At 39.3% G+C, this 18,900-nt stretch carries 15 protein-coding genes; 6 read left to right on the forward strand and 9 right to left on the reverse strand.

The window, feature by feature from the left end:
* Positions 1-145: 145 nt before the first annotated feature.
* Positions 146-589 (forward strand): DUF3592 domain-containing protein, encoded by a 444-nt coding sequence (locus tag FAX86_RS17280; RefSeq protein ID WP_144394732.1) that lies wholly within the window; start codon positions 146-148, stop codon positions 587-589.
* A gap of 64 nt (positions 590-653) precedes the next feature.
* The gene (locus FAX86_RS17285) at positions 654-1,085 is read left to right on the forward strand and encodes a hypothetical protein (RefSeq protein ID WP_144394733.1); all 432 of its coding nucleotides are present in this window, start codon (positions 654-656) and stop codon (positions 1,083-1,085) included.
* Between the two features lie 94 nt (positions 1,086-1,179).
* On the opposite strand, the gene FAX86_RS17290 is transcribed toward FAX86_RS17285, so the two are convergent.
* Positions 1,180-1,482 carry a hypothetical protein gene (locus FAX86_RS17290; RefSeq protein ID WP_144394734.1) on the reverse strand — a complete coding sequence of 101 codons (303 nt, stop codon included), beginning with the start codon at positions 1,480-1,482 and terminating at the stop codon, positions 1,180-1,182.
* A 588-nt stretch (positions 1,483-2,070) separates the two neighbouring features.
* Between FAX86_RS17290 and FAX86_RS17295 the strand changes: the two genes are divergently transcribed.
* Together FAX86_RS17295 and FAX86_RS17300 are read left to right on the forward strand one after the other, a co-directional pair.
* A complete protein-coding gene (locus tag FAX86_RS17295) occupies positions 2,071-6,369 on the forward strand; it encodes a hybrid sensor histidine kinase/response regulator transcription factor (RefSeq protein ID WP_144394735.1) in 4,299 nt (1,432 codons plus the stop codon).
* A gap of 277 nt (positions 6,370-6,646) precedes the next feature.
* Positions 6,647-10,324 carry an amino acid adenylation domain-containing protein gene (locus FAX86_RS17300; RefSeq protein WP_144394736.1) on the forward strand — a complete coding sequence of 1,226 codons (3,678 nt, stop codon included), beginning with the start codon at positions 6,647-6,649 and terminating at the stop codon, positions 10,322-10,324.
* A gap of 75 nt (positions 10,325-10,399) precedes the next feature.
* On the opposite strand, the gene FAX86_RS17305 is transcribed toward FAX86_RS17300, so the two are convergent.
* The 4 genes from FAX86_RS17305 to FAX86_RS22680 all read right to left on the reverse strand — a co-directional run bounded on the left by FAX86_RS17305 (position 10,400) and on the right by FAX86_RS22680 (position 13,659).
* The gene (locus FAX86_RS17305) at positions 10,400-11,041 is read right to left on the reverse strand and encodes a hypothetical protein (protein ID WP_144394737.1); all 642 of its coding nucleotides are present in this window, start codon (positions 11,039-11,041) and stop codon (positions 10,400-10,402) included.
* 141 nt (positions 11,042-11,182) lie between these two features.
* Positions 11,183-11,767: a hypothetical protein gene (locus FAX86_RS17310; RefSeq protein ID WP_144394738.1), complete on the reverse strand. Its 585-nt coding sequence runs from the start codon at positions 11,765-11,767 to the stop codon at positions 11,183-11,185.
* Between the two features lie 68 nt (positions 11,768-11,835).
* Positions 11,836-13,083, reverse strand: a complete 1,248-nt coding sequence (locus FAX86_RS17315; RefSeq protein ID WP_246128647.1) for a hypothetical protein — start codon at positions 13,081-13,083, stop codon at positions 11,836-11,838.
* A 9-nt stretch (positions 13,084-13,092) separates the two neighbouring features.
* Positions 13,093-13,659: a hypothetical protein gene (locus FAX86_RS22680; protein ID WP_246128648.1), complete on the reverse strand. Its 567-nt coding sequence runs from the start codon at positions 13,657-13,659 to the stop codon at positions 13,093-13,095.
* A 257-nt stretch (positions 13,660-13,916) separates the two neighbouring features.
* Here FAX86_RS22680 and FAX86_RS17320 point away from each other — a divergent pair, with 257 nt between their 5' ends.
* Positions 13,917-14,258, forward strand: a complete 342-nt coding sequence (locus FAX86_RS17320; protein ID WP_144394739.1) for a hypothetical protein — start codon at positions 13,917-13,919, stop codon at positions 14,256-14,258.
* 202 nt (positions 14,259-14,460) lie between these two features.
* Here the strand turns inward: FAX86_RS17320 and FAX86_RS17325 are convergent, their stop codons facing one another.
* The 4 genes from FAX86_RS17325 to FAX86_RS17340 are packed head-to-tail and all read right to left on the reverse strand — an operon-like array spanning position 14,461 to position 18,372.
* Entirely contained in the window at positions 14,461-14,952 is a 492-nt protein-coding gene (locus tag FAX86_RS17325) for a hypothetical protein (protein WP_164503651.1), read from the reverse strand.
* Positions 14,953-14,996: 44 nt separating this feature from the next.
* Positions 14,997-16,085 (reverse strand): aromatic ring-hydroxylating oxygenase subunit alpha, encoded by a 1,089-nt coding sequence (locus tag FAX86_RS17330; protein WP_144394741.1) that lies wholly within the window; start codon positions 16,083-16,085, stop codon positions 14,997-14,999.
* 51 nt (positions 16,086-16,136) lie between these two features.
* Entirely contained in the window at positions 16,137-17,015 is an 879-nt protein-coding gene (locus tag FAX86_RS17335; protein WP_205859243.1) for a dimethylarginine dimethylaminohydrolase family protein, read from the reverse strand.
* Positions 16,996-18,372 carry an amino acid permease gene (locus FAX86_RS17340; RefSeq protein ID WP_144394743.1) on the reverse strand — a complete coding sequence of 459 codons (1,377 nt, stop codon included), beginning with the start codon at positions 18,370-18,372 and terminating at the stop codon, positions 16,996-16,998. The genes FAX86_RS17335 and FAX86_RS17340 overlap by 20 nt, the downstream gene beginning before the upstream one ends.
* A gap of 120 nt (positions 18,373-18,492) precedes the next feature.
* On the opposite strand from FAX86_RS17340, the gene FAX86_RS17345 reads away from it, so the two are divergent.
* Positions 18,493-18,852, forward strand: a complete 360-nt coding sequence (locus FAX86_RS17345; protein ID WP_164503652.1) for a hypothetical protein — start codon at positions 18,493-18,495, stop codon at positions 18,850-18,852.
* Positions 18,853-18,900 lie beyond the last annotated feature (48 nt).

Below are 18,900 nucleotides of genomic sequence, written 5' to 3' on the forward strand. Positions count from 1 at the left end.
TCTTTTCAGACTACCAACGACACTTCCTGCTAAAATAATCTGGAATTAGATATATACTATTTCTAGTGTATGTATATTAATGTAATGACCTGACAGAATATACTGAAGGTTTAAAGTCCGAATTACCGATAGAGTTGAATTAAATATGGTACTGAGACGAATCAAGCTATTGCAAATAGGATTAGTCAGTTTCATTGGTCTGTATATTCTCTTTGGTATCTCATCTTTGCTTTGGAGTGAAACCGAAGGGCGCGTTTTAGATGAGTCCAAAGTGAACCATTCTTATAAAGAGAGGTATATGGGGAAGGGCGCTTATCGTCCCGCTGGTTCCTATAATGTACAAAACATGACTTACGAATACACCGTTAACAATAGAAAATATACAAACAGCATGCTCTGTATCTGTCTACCTGTAGGTATCAATTATCAGATAAATAGTGATAGAGTAACTGTATATTACTTACCGTTTTCGCCTGGTATCGCTGTTGTCTCTCCTGGACCTTACTTTACGGTACCTGTCATATTGGGTGTGATAGCTCTCGGTTTAAGTGCAGTATCGAGCTTTTTGCAAAAATTTCAGATAAAATAGATCAACGATTCAAGAAAGTGTCAAAGAGTATTAAACACGCAATAAAGAGTTTAGAAATAATCTTATGAGCAATAAAAAACACATTGAAGAGATTACGGTTGAAGATTTACAAGCACATCGCTGGTGCTTTTATCAAAGCGAAAATGATGATCAAAACCTCATTGAATACGTAATTTCTGAGGAACACCCTGAATTTTCAGAAGAGGGGATCGAACTTGAACTCGCTGAATTCCACTTTGCCAATGGTAAAGTCGCGTTAGGTCTTTATGATGGATTTGAGGCCTTTAATATTATGACACCAACCGACTGGTATTCTTTTTGGTATGGTGTAGAAAAGCCAGAGCAAGAAGATGTTTTACGGTTACAAAGTTATTTAAAGCAGGAGGAATTAGAGCTTCCTGTAAAAGCGATTGCCAAGTGGTCAAAGATTGAAAGGACATACCATGGTATTCAATATATTAATTCAGAGGGTGAAGCTGAAGAAATTCGGATCTGAAAAGACACATCAAATTGTCTGAGGTAATTACATGAAAAGAATATCGATGTACATGAGTATATCAATATTCTTATTTATTTTTTTGATATTTAGTTTATTTTTTTAATTTAATATCTGTTGTGTAGGTGATGTTTGATGAAGCAATGGTATCAGTGCATATTTTTGAGTCTTTTGTTTTAATTTTAAAAACGTCGTTTACACTATTTGATTGATTGGAATCGCAAATTGCTTTGGCAATAAAACATCCTGCAATACAAGGGGCTACGGGACCACCAAGATCACCTTGTACCATGAAACAAATATCTGTACATACCTCAAACTTATCTTGGCAACTACGTGCTTGTGCATTGTTAGAGAAAGACACCATCAGGAAAAAGCTAAATATTAAGTATTTCATTGTAAAAATCCTCTCGTTATTTATATTTTTTATTTTTAGTGAACAGCATATGCATAAAGTTCACGTTATTAAAAATACATGATTATCGCTATTGATTCTAAAGTAATTATTTACATCAAAAATCGATTGATATTTGGATTCGTCTTAATACTTGAAATATCAAAAGTGAAATTATAAGTGAGAATGTAGTGATATGTTCCGTTTCGTAATCGATTTGAATTCTTTAACAATGAATTGAGCGACTTTAATATTCCTAGAGTTATACAGCTAAGAAAAATGGCAGTGATAATCTGTGGATTCATAATGTACGTTAACATTTTATTAAACGTTCAATAATGAACTGGACTCATTAAAATGAAGTTTGATTATCTATTTTTGAGACTCTACAACATCAAGTAAAAGTGGATAGGTATATTTTTTGAATTGTTAAGTTATAAAAGGTTCGACCTGTATCGTCCTGTGACTATTAAAATCCCCATATTATTGTTAGTTATTATACAATATCGCAATCTAAGAACGTATTTAATTAGGTCTATGTAGCACCACGGTATCACTCTGGTGCAAATTTGAGCTTTTTGCAGCATCATTATGTCTAAAATAAAACCAATAATTATCTTAATGCTCACTGTCGCTTTTGAAATCAGCTTTGCTGAATGCATCGGAGACTGTGTTGGCAATAAGCAACCAAAAGGATTGACGAGTACGGTCGATTTTCGTCCATCACTGCAGTTTCAGCATTATGGCGTTGAACATGGTTTATCAAATATTAGTATTGGTGAACGTTCAATTCTAAGAGACAGGCAAGGCTTTCTTTGGATTGCAACGCAAGACGGTCTTAATCGTTACGATGGTCACCAGTTTAAACATTTTTTTCATGATCCAAATAATGATAATTCGATTTCGAATAATATTACCGGTGCTCTTTTTGAAGATGACAAAGGATTGATTTGGATTGGAACTTGGGGTGGAGGGATTAACCGTTTTGATCCGGTTTCGGAAAAGTTTACTCGCTATAAGTTAGACACATTGAGTCAACCCAACTTTCGTCGCAATTACATTTCTGATATTACACAAGATAACAATGGCACAATTTGGGCCGGAACACAGAATGGTTTGGTCTTTAAAAAAGCGTCACAAGATGAGTTCGAACCTTATATTCATTCGATAAATGGTGAAATACCGCTAGCGTCCATTGATGTTAGAGTCTTGCATTACGACAGTCACAATTACCTTTGGGTCGGGACTCGTGATGAAGGTATCGTTCGAATAAATTTAACCAATCATCAACACGACTACTTTACGCAAAGCTCACCCAATCCCTTCAAACTCCATCATAATGACATTCAAGATATATACGAGGATCATCAATCTAACATCTGGATTAGCACCAGTTCTGGCTTGAGCTATTTCGACGTTTCAAAACAACATATAAACTGGCCCTTTGGAGAGTTTGAACGTCATCCTTTGAATCATGAACTCGTTAGAAAAATTACCGGAGATGCTGAGGGTAACTTATGGATAACCACGTTATTTGGTTTATTCCAGGTCGATAGTCGTACATTAGAATTTAAACTTTATCGGCACGATCCAAGTGATATTACCAGCTTAAGCAGTCACGATGTTAATACTATATACCGAGATAACGAAGGCAATATATGGCTTGGTTTTCAGGAAAATGGACTTGACCGTTTTCACCCGGCTCAACAACATTTTAATTTTCACAAAAGTTTTTATCAGAATTATAAAGGTTCTAATAACTTACCTGTCAGCACATTACTGTTGGATAACCATCAATCGCTCTGGATTGGAACACCTGGGAATGGGTTGTATCGAAAACGAGAGGGCGATAACGATAGTGATGTTGTGCAATACAATGTAGCGACGGGTAGTTTAAGTGACAATCAAATCAGTAGTTTGTTTCTCGATAGCGGCAATAATGTTTGGGTTGGCACGTTTGGTGGTGGGTTGAATCGGTACGATGACGAAACGGATTCATTGAGTACTTTTAGTTTTGACCGGAATGTCGAGAATAGTTTAAGCAATAACTACGTGCACTCTATGGCTCAAGATTCCTCGGGGGCTTTGTGGGTGGGCACTTCTCAAGGGCTTAATCGGCTCGATGAAGATGGTACATCGTTTACTCGCTTTTTTTCGCGAAACAGCAAACCACACAGTCATAGAGGACAAAGCATTCAAAGTATTGAGCCTGATAAAAATGGAAATCTTTGGCTGGGTACTAAAGAAGGATTGTTCTACTTTCATACCAAAACCTACGAGTATAAACAGTTTGTTCACGTTAAAGATCAAACGGACAGTTTGAGTAATAACTGGGTTGTTGCCATTTATCTTGATAAACAAGAGCGACTTTGGATTGGTACGGCGGGTGGGGGATTAAATTTATTTGATCCAATGACCCAAAAGTTTGAACGATTTGGCTTAAAAGAAGGTTTGCCCAGTGGGATTGTGTACGATATTTTTCAAGACTCTGAAGGAATAATGTGGATAAGTACCGCCAATGGATTGGTGTCTTTTGATTACTCAAGCAATCGATTTTTACGTTACACGACACTGCAAGGACTGCAGGATAACAATTTTAATGTAGGAGCTTTTCAAGCAACAAACGGCGAACTATTTTTTGGTGGTCCTAAGGGATTTAATCGATTTTTCCCAGAACAAATTAAGGCTCAAGAAGAACAACAAGAGAGTAAGGTTGTCTTAACCGATTTTTTACTTTTTAATAAATCGGTATCTGTTGCATCAACTGATATCTCTTTCAATACAACGGGTGAACAATCTTCGGTTTTGAAACGCTCCATTTTTAGCACTGAAAAAATAGTGTTAGATCACACTCACAATTTATTTGGCTTCGAATTCTCAGACTTGAACTTTAATCATTCTAAACAGGGATTTATTTACCGACTAAAAGGATGGGATGAAAATTGGGTGATGACTGATTCAAATAAACGTTATGCAACTTATACCAATATTCCCCCGGGAGACTATGAGTTTCAAGTTATGACTGTTTCTGAATCAACAGGAGCGACAATTCTTCCCACGTCGGTTGGCATTGTGATTAATGCAGCACCTTGGAAGACGTATTGGGCTTATACACTATATAGCTTGTTGGCCTTATCGATGATCGCTACTTTTTATTGGCTGGTGTTAAGAAAGAAGGCCGCTGAAGAGGAAACTCGAATTGCGACAGAAATAGCAGCAACCAAAGAACAATTATTGGCGAATGTTTCTCACGAGTTTCGTACACCTTTGACTTTAATATTGGGACCCGTTCGTACATTATTAGAGCAAGTGAATAATGAAACATCGGTAAAATTGTTGAATCATATCGAAGAAAATGGAAAACGATTGTTATCAATGGTTGAACAATTATTGGATATGGCAAAAATTTCCTGGAGTCATGAAGATGATTTAAAGCCGCTGTCATTGGTCACAGCATGTCGGTCAATCGTTCATTCTTTCCAACCCGTAGCAAATCAAAAGCAAATAAAACTCGACCTATTTACGACGCTCGAGAATGAATGCTTCGTTGATATCTCTGCTGATAATCTGGAAACATTACTGATAAACCTCTTGTCAAATGCGATTAAATATACACCACCTAAAGGCACGATAACAATTTCAATAGAAGAAACATCGGATATGGTCGTGATTAAAGTGAGCGATACGGGTTACGGAATTGACCCAAGAGATCAGCGCCGAATTTTTGACCGCTTTACTCGTGTCGAGCACACTCAGCATATCGCGCCGGGTGCTGGTATTGGTTTGTCTTTGGTTAAGACAATTGTAAAACGCTCGGGCGGAACGATTTCGGTTTGCAGTAAACTCAATAAAGGCAGTGAGTTTAAAGTGACTCTCCCTCGATCGAAAAAAATTGAGGCGTTCAAATCTAATGGTCAGTTTGTCACGAGTTATTCCGTGACGCGTTCTATTGAAGATTTAACGTCGAATTTGAACATGGTGCGTGCAAAAGATCGGACTTTTCAAGGTGTCGTTCATTCTAGTAATCGAGTTTCAAAAGAAAACCAAGCGATCGAGCGAACGCTGTTAAATTGTGATAAGCCGAGCCTATTGGTCGTTGAAGACAACTTTGAAATGCGAAGTTATATTTGTGATTTGTTAAAAGATGACTTTGACGTTTTGCAGGCCAGTGATGGTGATCAGGGATTGACATTGGCAAAGCAGGAATGTCCCGATTTAATTATTGCTGATGTGATGATGCCTCGTTTGGATGGTTTCCAGATGCTTAATAAAATACGCAATGAATTAATTACCAGTCACATTCCAGTCATATTATTAACGGCGAAAGGCGACCAACAAAGTCGATTAAAAGGGCTCTCGGCTTTAGCCGATGATTATTTGACCAAGCCCTTTGTGCCAAAGGAACTTATGACTCGTATTCATAACTTGCTTATTATTCGAGAAATACTAAAAGTACGTTTCAGAAATACAGTTTGTGGCCAAGCGGAAAAATCGGCAGGTCATCGCACGTCAAATACGGCACCTGAAAGTAAGGCGTTTACTGAAAAAGAGTTGCAGTTTTATCGAAAGTTTGAAAAGTATATTGCTCAGCGATATCACGAAACAGGATTGGTGCTTTCTATGGTTGCCAAAGAATTGGCGATGAGTGATAGACAATTTCAGAGAAAACTGAGTGCTTTAGGCATGGGATTTTCTGAATTTCTGAAATCGTATCGATTGGAACAGGCTTCGCAAATGTTAAAAGCACAAGAAAAAATTACGAGTATTTGTGAGAAGGTTGGTTTTAGCTCCAGTACCTATTTTGCTCGATGCTTCAAAGCCAAATACGGCTGTTCACCTTCACAATATCGAGACGATCATCAAGTTAAAACAGAAGTGGATTCTGTGTGACAATTAATTCTTTAAGGAATTATCTCCTTGGGGTCTTATTCCCGATGTGCTTATTTCAACACTTAATTTGACACTTATTGAGTACGATAATCTCAGTTGGCGCAATATTTTAGCCTGTGGCGTATTTTTACTAGTCAAAATGGCGCCAATATTTCATACATACGACATCTTAATACTAACTCTGCTTTTCCATGACTCCTTATTATCCGCGCTAACTGATCGACCTTTGTTTAGCTCAGGTCATTAATCTACCCAGCGACAATAAAAGGAAAAACAGATGGATTCATTGAATAGCAGTAAGATTGAAACTGTTTGCGAATTAATCGAAAAGCATTGGTTACAACATCCCGAAAAAGTTGCCATTGTCGACGGAGAGACAGACGTCGATTACGAGCGTTTAGTTAAAAGATCCCATTCGATTGCGATTGAAATTAAAAGAAGAGGTATAGCGCATGGTTCATTAGTAGGTGTTTGTATGAATCGTTCGTGGGAACTGATAGCAACTTTGCTGGGCGTTATGCGAGCAGGGTGTGCCTACCTTCCTTTAGACCCAGCTTATCCTCAAGATCGTGTGCAATATATGCTGGATAATTCACAAGCGGCGGCTTCGATTGTCGATACCACAGATTCTGCTAAATTATGCGAAGATTCGCCACAAGTCCTTTGGCTCGACAAAATAAAAGATACTGTGAATGAATCCGAATTAGAGTTTTTGAACAGTTCAACTCAACCCTCTGCCAACGATCTGGCTTATATTATTTATACTTCAGGTTCTACTGGACGACCTAAAGGCGTGGCGATTGAGCACCACAGTGTTGTGACAATGACGCAGGCAGTTAGAGAGTTATTTGATGATGATGATTTAAACGGTGTTCTTGCTGCGGCTTCTATTTGTTTCGACACGTCAGTGATGGAAATATTTGGTACTTTATCATTAGGCGGTACCGTTATTCTTGCTAAAAATGCGCTGCAGTTACCTCATCTTCCTGCTTTAGATCGAGTAAGAACTTGCGTGATGGTGGCATCATCAATGCAGACTTTATTGGCAACCGAATTTTCGGTTTTTCAGTCACAAGAAAAGCACATTCAATTACCAACTGCCATTCGTTGTCTTGTTTTTGGTGGAGAAGCCTTGAAGCGTTCGTTAGTTGATCAAATACACGCCTGTAACTCAGAGATTAGAGTTTTTAATGCTTATGGACCAACGGAAGATACCGTGTTTTCAACGATTACTGAAATTAAACCCGGTACTCAAGTCGTGACGATTGGCCAATCGGTGAAGGACTCACGAGCATACATTTTAGACAATGCTATGCAACCCGTGACGAAAGGAGCTGAAGGTGAGCTCTATCTATCTGGAAACAAACTGGCACGGGGTTATTTATTTGATGAAAAGTTGACAAAAGAGCGATTTATTGAAAAGGAACCCAGTGAATTAATTCCTGAAACTAGATTGTATAAAACCGGCGATCTATGTCGTGAGACGAATGATGGGAAAATTGAATTTATTGGTCGAGTGGATCAACAAGTCAAAATAAGAGGTTTTCGAATTGAGTTAGAAGAAATTGAATCGACGCTCGAATCAATGCCGGGTGTGGATGCTGCTGCCGCTGCTGCGATTGATGGCGGTATCGGTCAAAAGATTCTTGCTGTGTTTGTTGTTTGCCATGATGCAAAAGTAACTGACAATTCAATTAAAGATTATCTAATGCACCGATTACCAAAGTATATGGTTCCTCAAGTCGTAAATTTTCTTAAAGAACTTCCGGTTTTACCCAATGATAAGCTCGATCGGAAAAAATTGATAAGCCTGGACGTTGGTATAACCAAAAACTCGAGTGTGAATGAACTTTCTTCTAATGACAAAAAATCAAACGAACTTATGCAGCAGCTTTTCGGTAATAACATTGAAAAGCAAGCGACCCTGCTGTCTATTATTCAACGTGAAATAGCTTCAATACTTAATGTGCATGATGCAAAAGAACTATCGCCCGAGGAAACGTTTAGCAGTTTGGGAATTGATTCTCTTACCTCTTTAGAGTTGGCGTGTCGTTTAACCAATTTAATTGGGCGGGATTTACCATCGAATATAATCTATGAATACCCAACGCCCAATGCATTGGTAGATTATATTATTGATAGATTAGAAAATAACTTCGACAGTCAAAATCCCGAAAATTCACATCGAAATCAATCGGTGAACAAAGCGACCAATACACTTGCCAGTTTTCAGAGCAATATTCAATCCAGCCATCCAACTTTTCAAGCGGCAAAAGCGAATGCCTGGAGCGCCACTGATAAAAGTGTATTTGTGCAAGAAGTTATGACAATGGTGAATAGCCAACGAAGAAATCCATACAGTAAGGTCATTCGTACCGGGAGCTCGTCGAGAGGACTGGTGAGCGATATGTATAATGATGAAGAGCAAGAAGCCATCATATGGACCACCAATTTATATCTAGGTTTAAATCGTGATGAAACGGTGATTGAAAACGCGGTGTCAGCGGTTAAAGAATTTGGAACGGGAATGGGCACCTCTGCTGCAGCTTCTGGGCTCACAGATTTACATCTTGAGTTTGAAAAGGAGTTTGCAGAATTAACGGGCAAACCAAGCGCGTGTTTATTTCCCACCGGATACACTGCAAATGTTGGCGCGGTTGCCGGATTGTTGGGTAAAGATGATGTGGTGGTTATTGATCAATTGTGCCACGCTTCCATTGTTGATGGCGCGAGACTTTGCGGAGCAACCATTCGAACCTTTCAACACAATAATGCTGCGGATCTGGAAGCCGTTCTAGAATCGGAAGCTTCACCATATCGTACCATCTTAGTTGTATTGGAAGGCGTTTACAGTATGGGAGAGGGTGCAGCTCCGGTCGCTGACATTTTACACACGGCAAAAAAATACAATGCGCTTACTTTAGTCGATGAAGCACATTCATTTGGTTTTTATGGTGAAGGAGGTGCGGGTATTTGTGCGGAACAAGGCGTTACCGAGCAGGCTGACTTTATCATGACCACACTGAGTAAAGCCTTAGGTAGTTTAGGTGGTGTTGTATCGGCAAAACAAGAATATGTTGATTTATTACGCTCCTCATCAAGAGCTTTTATCTTTCAAGCGTCGGTCAGCCCGGCCGATATTGCCGCGGCATTAACGTCACTTCGTCGATTAAAATCGGATGAAGGATTAAGAAAAAGGCTGTGGGAAACAACGCGCTATATGCGTCAACGCTTTGAAGAAGCGGGGTACGATCTGGGCACTGGCGATGGGCCGATCGTAACACCGCATTTTGGTGATAAAGATAAGCTGTTTGCCATTGTTCAAGCATTGTATAAACGGGGTATTCAAACGTCTGCGGTAACTTATCCAATTGTTGAAAATGGTCGCGGTCGGTTACGACTTATTTGTTCGGCCGCTCATACAAAAGATGACGTTGATAAAACACTTGCTGCTTTAATCGAGGCTGAGCGTGAAGTCGACGCCATGTTAGAAACAACTAAAGCTCAATTAAAACCGGTAACTAAATATCCGACTCGTGAACTGAAAGAAAAAGTAGAGCAATGGACAATCAATTTTTCTAAGTATCTTAAGCAAGTGATACGTGCAGAGCTAACAGAGAATTCGAATCGATTTATACCTGACTTAGCGATTACGATTAAAGTATCGGAGCAGTGTGAGTCTTTTACTATTGTTATTAATGACGGTAAGGTTGCATTAAGTAATCAAGAAGGAACTGATCTGCCAACGTGCACATTGCTTCTTTCTGATGAGGAAGCCGTAAATGCATTGTCTTTATCCGATGTTCAAAGCTTACTAAAGAGTATCGGTAAAGGTGCGGTCACATTAAATGGTCAAACAGAACCCTTTATCTGGTTTATTGCAAAGATGGTCGAACAAAGAAAATTAAGAATGGAAGAAAACACTCCGAGAAGCGAATTGGCTGCTGCTAGTTAGTTCATTTTAATCAGAAAAAATATCCTGTTCACCGGAATTAAGGTGAACAGGTTGTTCGACTGAAATAGTCTATTGCTATTTTGCCAATTTATCGTGGATCCAGACTGCTTGAGCGGCTTTACCTACTCGATAACTAGCCAAGTCATTTTTTAAACAATTTTTTTTGCCATGCCCCTCATCTCGATACTTTATGAGATTATTCTCGTCCAAAATTAAATGAGTTACTTCGTGAGCTGTTGTGTTGATTAGCAAGGATGAGTCGATGATTTCATCTTTGTTAGCTAAATCTATTCGCGAGGGATCGATTGCCATTCTCTTGTTTATAGCATCCGTTAAACCAATTGCTTGCCAAGGCTTTTTGGGATAGACAGAAACTTTAACGCTGAGTGCTCTTAAGTCGGATAACAATTCTTTTCCAGATGTTTTCTCGATGGTTTCTCCATCACATGAGGATACCCAACTTTGGCTAAGAATAATTTTTTCAAATTTCTTATTATTTAAAAATATATCTTGTACATCTGAAAATGCTTCTTTTACAGAGTTCAACCGCTTTTGAGATGTTTCGTTTGTGGTAAAGTTTTGAACTCCAAGAGTATAGGCATTTGAGTAGTTATTTACTCTATGAAAGTGATGGTTGCTTGGGTCTTTATACCCATACCAAGAACAACCTGAAATGGATAATACCATAATAACTATGATGAGTGGTTTCATCTTCATAAATAGCTTCCTTGTAACGGTTATTTCTAATCAAATATATGAGTTAGCTTAGTAAAATTCTACTTGCGTACAATATTTCAATGTGTTTTCTTGAAAGTGCTTTGTAACTAGATCAACTAATATATTAATTTTTAATCCCCGTCATTTATGCCCCCATGGCGCATTGGGAGTTTCTATTGTATTGGTTAAATCAAAATCAACGCGAAACTCACGACCTTCACGAATCAAGCGATAACTAAAGGTATTGGGATAGAGAAATATTTGCCAAATATTCGTGTTGGATTGTGGAATTCCTTGCTCAGTAAACATTTCTTGTGTTGGTGCATCGGCAGGAAATGATTGCGCATTAGGCCAACCCGCATCAAGTGTGTGGCCACCGTACATTGTGAGCTTATCGATACTGCCGTCTTTGTGGCGATGGTCGTGCTTTAATGATAAACCCGAACCAGTTTTTGTAATGACCCACGTTCTTGAAGAATCGTCACCAACATGAAATGGAATTTTAACCTGCGACTTATTGCACTCTCTAATGTGCATGACTAACTTCATATCCGAAAAGTCTTTACTATTTGCTGTATCAACCGTAACTTTTCCAGAGAAGGCTTTTCCACACAAAGTCGTTAACTGATTAAAAAAATCATCCTGTGCTTGAGTTGAGAGTATTAACGGATCGTTGCCGAATGCGTTAAACGTCAGTAGTAAAGTGATGTAGCGGAAAACTCTCATTCTAGATCCTGTTCTTGTATTAATGTGCAATAGTAATATTTTCTTTAATATTGATCGTTCTGTATTGTTTAATGTGGTCGTAACACAGCATTTTTTCCTGGACGTCGTTTCTTTTCATCGGCGGGAATAAGAGTGAATCCAGAGTCTTCACATGACACAATCCAATCGCCGCCGCCGCCAACATAAGAAGAGTTTTTGTTAGTACTGGATATTTCCTTGGGACCATCTGAATTCGGTCCTTCAACTGTCCCCAAAAAGTTAATGTTCTTAATATCAATTTTTAATACCTCATCTTCGAATTCCCATTTTCCAGTATGAGTAAACACTCGATATGTCACTTTTGTTTTATCATTTTGTATTGTGTGCGGATCGTCGATTTGAAATTTTCCATCGGCAGCGAAGGTGACGGTTGGTCCCGATCCTATATAACTGACACGACCACCATCCATTTCAAAAAGTTGCTTGGTGGCATCTCTGAAACGGAATCGATCTTTGGTATCGGCGGACTCAATCATTTGTTTCGCTTTATTTAAGTTTTCAAGTTGGTCGGGCGGTATCATTCCTTTAAATTGATCCATCGCCTCTAATGCTCCTTTAAAAGAGTCTTCCGCATCGGAATCGGCCGTAGCGACTTCTTTCCAACGTCCAACGTGGCACCCACAAGCAATATTACTGTTCGTGAGAGAAAGCTTTACATCAAGATTGTTACCGCTGGGCATAATCGCAACAAGGTACATAGGTGAAGTTGGCGAATTAATTTCAGTATTACTTGTTATTCTGATCCATTCACCCGATGAATTGAGATAGGCGACCTGTGCACCGTGAGGCTCTATTTTAATTGGCGATTCGCCATCAAGAGGAAAACGTAACTCTCTCAGTTGAACGGACAATGGCGGTCCTTGAATACTCGCTCCACAGGAGTCAGACAAATCCAAGGGTTCAACTGCGGCCTGATGAGGCAAAGGACGTCCGTCGGGCATAGTAATTATTTCCGCAGCTTGCGCAATTGCCCAATCTAGCCAACGCTCAGGTGGCAGTATCTGGGCAGCGCGACTTGGACGTTTTAAGTATTGACGTCCTCCCATGCCTAAAGAAATCCCCCAACTTGTATCAAACATTTGTTCGCCCCAAAAAAAGAATGGCTGTGCGTCGTAGCTGTGTTGAGTCAAAGAGCATTCTTTTTGCCGGTTAAAAAACTGTTCTATCTTATGGTCGCGTTCGGTAGTGCCTGTCACGACTTTGTGTGCTGCCCATTCGGCAGAACCTTCGACCCACCAAAGTTGATTCATGGATTGTACGTACGCATCATTTTGCATGGTATGCATCTATTCATGGGCCAAGACAAAGCGGTTGATACGTTCTCCCTCAATCATGTGCGGACGAACAACGACTATACATAATCCTTTGGGTAATCGAACGGCTAAATCACCATCTTCAGCGCCGAAATTAGAAATATCATGTTTTTCATCTTTTGCTGCGCAACTGGTAAATGCTAGAGTTTCACCAAGTAGATCCAGATCACTTTCAATTAATAAAACGGCACGGTCAGGCGGTGTCTCGAAATGGCCTTGCAGGTTTTCAATGCGAGGTTTCATGATTCGCAAGCGCTCAAGCAGGCGATCGGGAGTGAATCGATCGTCGCGTTTTCTAATACGGAATATCTTTTGCTCTCCAATTTGAAAACCAACCTCCTGGAGACGCCCCATATTGGCGATTTCTTGCATGTGAGCATCCCAAGCCCCGGGAGGAGTGGGGTCGCTGGATGAAATCGTACAAACTGCGTAAGCAGAGGGAACAATAAATACGATTCCAAGCAGTTGGAATAGGCATTTAAAGCAGTTATTCCAGCTTTTTTGCTGAAAAATTTGCATTATAACTATTACTGCAGACATGACATTTTTCTTTCTATCCATCGAATAACCAGCCTTTTATTTGTTTTCTGTGTCTGACTTTCTGTGAGTATATTATTTTCTGGATGACTAAGCGAATTAGTAAGGACCGGAGTGAAAAGTTGCATTTATTCAGAGAGATCTTCTCTCAAAGAGAGAAATTGACTGACTCGACGTGAATTGTACCGGTTGTATTGATACCGATTAACTTAGTAAACTTCTCTCGTTTGATGCACTACAAAATTATTTAAGGACAAAAAATGGAAAGTTTAATGATGACTTTGCCGAGAGGATTTGCCGATTTCTACTCAATGTTTGCCATTGGCATTTTAGGGTTTTGGGTTTTAGTTCATATTATATTTGCCATTGCAGTATATATTGATGCTAGCCAAAAGAAGACACAATTAGTTGGCCCTTTATTATGGGCGCTAGTAACATTACTTGGCGGTGTACTTTTTGTTGGTATTTATTGGTTCGTGAATCGTTTTTCAATAAAAGTAGACGCCAATGAACTAAAAGAGCTTATTGAACAAACCAATCGTGCGAAAGCCAGTCAAAAGGTTGATGAGAAACTGAATAGTTTTAAAAATAGATTTAAATAATTAACTTTTTCGGTGTATCTATTTTTCAACTTATAAATTCCACCGATAGAAAATCAGTTTCAAGTGTAACAGGCGTTAAATGATAAACGCCTGTTATCTAAAAGAGCTAGATGGAAAATGGCAAGAGCGTTTGGATTAATTACTAGTTTTAGGAGCCTACTAACAAGTTATTCAAAGCTCTATTGTTTCATAGGGTTTTACGTCAGTTAGGAGGAGCAATGTAGCCTTTTTTAATGATATTAAGCAGTTTCGTTAATCGGTTAAACTGTTTGGCTTCGACCTTGATATTATAATCGTCATTGATATACAAAGTGACAGATTTTTTTGCCCTAGATAGTCTCTCTATTTGATTTTCGTTTAAGGTGAAGCGAAAAACATTGCTATTTAGTACAAATGATTTTTGATCATCTATAGTTACTTGCATGTTGTCGTTGAAATTTTCAGTATGCTCCATGTACAAAATCCATGTGTTTTTATTAATATTCGAGTACAAGATAGATGCGCTATTTAACATGGGATGATCGATCGGTAGAGAGATGCTCAAAGAACAATCCATAAGTCGTTTTCTGGGATCGTCATATAGACATTGAATGTTTCTACTTTCGTTATTCCAAATTCTCTTTGGGTACTCTTTACTGAATAAGTATGTTGGAAAAATAAATATAAATAAAATAGCGAAGTTAAGAACTTTCATGAATACTTTTTTACCCTATCGTTTATTAAAAAATAGCATTTAAGTTAAGAGTGCTTAGAGCATGAGCGATACGCTTTTCGCAATAGTTCTTGATAGTGCCAAACGCCTTGTTCGCGTTTTACACAAAGTCTACCTTGGTGGTACACACCAGACTCTAGACCTTTTTGTACCTGCTCACATATAGTGATGTCTTCATCTTGAACTTCATCACTGAACGATAGATCTTCGGCAATCATCTTTTGGGTTACTTCAGAATCAGGATTCGTGTAATAGTAATCGAAAATCACTTTACATTGATTGGCAGACGTAGGAAGAATAATATTCACTTGGCACCGGCCTGGTAAGATATTGAACATCAAGTTCGGATAAACACAAAAATAGTGTGCAGAACCTTCCCCATAGAAACTGGCTTGATTTTCTAATGGGCTGTGTTGATACGAATACCAATCAAAAAGTTCAGTCGTATAACTTTTATAATCGAGCATCTTGTTTAGCCCAGGATGAACGTGGGGCAGGTGATATCCCTCAAGATAGTTATCCATATAGGTTTTCCAGTTACAAGCAATGTTATATTCATCGCGATGATGAAACACCATCTTATTTAAATCAATGGGCTTGATTATGTTTTCAATTCCTCCAAGATATTCCTTCAATGGCTTGGGGGATAAGTTTAGATTAACAAAAATATAGCCTTGCCAAAGATCAATGTTTACTTTGTCGAGGTGAATGTCGCAAGTATTGAAGTTGGGCGTGTCGGCCATTTCGGGAGCCGTGCGAAGTTGTCCATCAAGTTTATAAGTCCAACCGTGATATTTACAACTGAATAATTTTATATTGCCTTGTTGTAAAACTAATGGGCCAGCTCGGTGTTTGCACACATTATAAAATGCTTTCAGTTCACTTTGATGATCTTTTACAACAACGATAGGGCGGTTGGCTATGGTGACTAACAACGTATCACCATTTTCAGGAACTTGAGAAATGTGCCCAACACACTGCCAACTATTAGCAAAAATAGCTTGTTGATCCAGTTGATAGGCTTGGTCTGTACAATAGAGCTCTGCCGGTAAAGTAATGGCATCGTCCAGAGTGGTTTCTTTAAAATACTTTTGCAATTGATTTAAGTCTTGCATTTTTTTATCCAAAAAAGCATAAATACTGAAGTGTACCTTTATTAAATACTATTAACTTTTCTCTCGCTCTAATGGGCGCGTCAGGCACGTTGGACCGCCGCAGCCTTTTTCACAAATGTCTTTACCACTGAAAGTATGAACTTCGGCTCCCGCATCAAGTAATCGTTGGCGAGTGATTGGGTTACCCTCAACCGCAACACAAACACCGGGAGCTACCGCTAAAACATTGCAGCCTTGACTGTCGTATTCTTCTTCGGGTACTTCAACCAGTCGATAACCTGAGTCGAGTAAATAATTTCGAAAAGGTACAGGCATGAGAGGCGAGTAAACCACGGCCAAATCATCAGCGATAGGACTGATGATTGACATCAAGTGAAACACATCGCTTGGACCGCGAAAATGTGGTAATGGAACTTCGATAAAATCATTGACCGAAGATGAGACCATTTCTCTGAGCTGTGAAATACCTGCAGGGTTCGTTCGATAGCCGTTGGCAACGGCGATGACATTATTATTAAGCCAGGTGACGTCACCACCTTCAACTGAGCCTGGTGCTGTAATTTCGCCAAGAACGGTTAAGTTTTGTTGTTGATAAAAACGTTTATGATGTTGCGGTTCCGATTGCCGGTTGTCTTTGCCCATCGTGCACAAAATCATTCCTTTGTCCGTCGCCAAAGCATTATCTCTCGGATACAAACTATCGAGGGTCGTATCTTCTGATGAGGGTAGAAAAGTCAGTTCAATACCAAATTTACTTAAAAGTTCGCAAAATAAATCGTATTCTCGAATGGCATTGTCTCGGTCGGGCTTGCCAAGAAAGTTTAATGCCTGCCACTCTTTCTCAATTTGTTGCTTGTCACGAAAAGCATCTTTGGCGTGTTTTAACAATATCCGCTTTATCTTTCCAGAATCAGTTTGCATTGTGGTCATCGATAATCTCACTTGAAGGATCATTTTTCATTTTAAGTGCAGTATAAACAGGTATACCTGTCATCATTAATAAGAAGCCCCAGTACACTGCTTCTTGTCCGGCTCCGGCGAGTGCCCAGAGTGAAAATAAAAACGCGACTATAATTGCGAAAATTGAGAAGGATTTCAATCGTTCTTTTCGGTTCGATTGAAATCGAAATGCAGCAGCAGAGCAAAATAAGTAAGGAACGATGATTGATGTTGTTGATAATAAGATCGCAAAGTTAAATACATTGATTAATGTTTTGCTCGTCGTGGTTAAAATAAGAAGCGAAGTTAAGCAAGCCGAAATAAGAATACCTAGGCTTGGCGACTGCTTTTTGTTTTGCCGGGCAAACCATTTTGGAAAGAGATTATCTCGAGCTGCAGCCATGGGCATCTGACCACCCATTAAAATTAATCCGTTGAGTGCTCCGAGTGTACTAATCAGAGCAATAAAGGTCATAGTTATACCAGCCCAGGAGCCCCAAAGCCGAGTGGCTGCATCAGCAAATGGGCCATCTGATGTTGCGAGTTCTGAAGGTGGGATGACTCCCATAACGACAATGACGCCTAACGCATAAATTAAAGCGACAACGAAGACGCCAATGAGTGTTGCTCGAGGGATTGTTTTATGCGGTTCTTTAATGCTATCAGCAGGAATACTCGCAGACTCGACTCCGAGGAAAGCCCATAACCAAAGGGCTGCTGCGGCCATAATACTGGCGCTTAGGTTATTGGTGCTTTGAGCAAGAGGATCTGAGTTGGATAGCGGTAAATTAACTGTATCAAAAACAAAGTGCGAGGGTTCGATAAACCAGAGGCCTGTTAATGCAAATAAAATAAGCGGAATCGCTTTTAGTAAGGTCGTAATGAGTTGCGTTATACCGGCTTCTTTGACGCCCGAAATATTGATAATGGTAAACAGCCAGACAAAACTCAGTCCAAGACCTGTCGCGAGCAAAGTGGATTCACCAAGTGCCGGTATTAAAAGTTTGCAATAAGAGACGGCGGCCATTGCAATCGCTGCATTACCTGTCCAAATTGAAATCCAATAACCCCAGGCGACGAGAAATGCCGGAAACTCACCAATGCCAACTCTCGTATAATGGTAGGGACCACCAAGTCCCGGATGCCAATGGCTTAGTTTGGCAAATACCCAGGCCAAACAGATGGCGCCGAGTGCGGCAAGTAGCCATCCCAACAGGCTGACACCACCGTATTTAGCAAGAGAAGTCGGTAGAAGAAAGATGCCTGACCCAATCATTGTGCCAATCACGAGCGAACTTGTAATCGCCAGGCCAAATGAGCGAGGTGATTTATTATTATTTGAGTTCATAACGTCTCCTTCTGCTCAGTTTGCGTTTTGCTAACGAACAAATCAAGCGCTGTGTTATTATTCTATCGGCTATGAGCTTGATATTTTCAACATTTAGTTTTGGAGTTAATAAATTTAGATATGACGTCGAACAGCGACTCTGTAGTTTTAAAAGCAATCTTCGGAATAGGATCTATCCTATTGATCATTTTCTTATCTTTCCTCAATTCAGTAGAAAACAAAAGTTTTGCTGAAGAAGCGAGTAAAGCTTTAGTCACTGACAATAAGGGTTTTGCATTGCACACAACCGTTTTTAATAATGAAACCTCAACGATTATGTTAACGTTTGATACTGATAGTTCAACAATACCATTTGAGGAGAAAGTTGAGGGACTGGAATTGCGTGTATGTCGTGCTTTGAATCTTATGACCCCTAAAAATGCATTGTACCTAGTCGTCAAAAGTAAAAAGAAAGGTGATTTAATTTACAGTAAAAATTAACTTAGAGAAAATTTCTAATAAAGTTTTTGATTAAAATATAAGTACTTA

The organism is Pleionea sediminis (assembly GCF_007570825.1).
Classification (GTDB): domain Bacteria; phylum Pseudomonadota; class Gammaproteobacteria; order Enterobacterales; family Kangiellaceae; genus Pleionea; species Pleionea sediminis.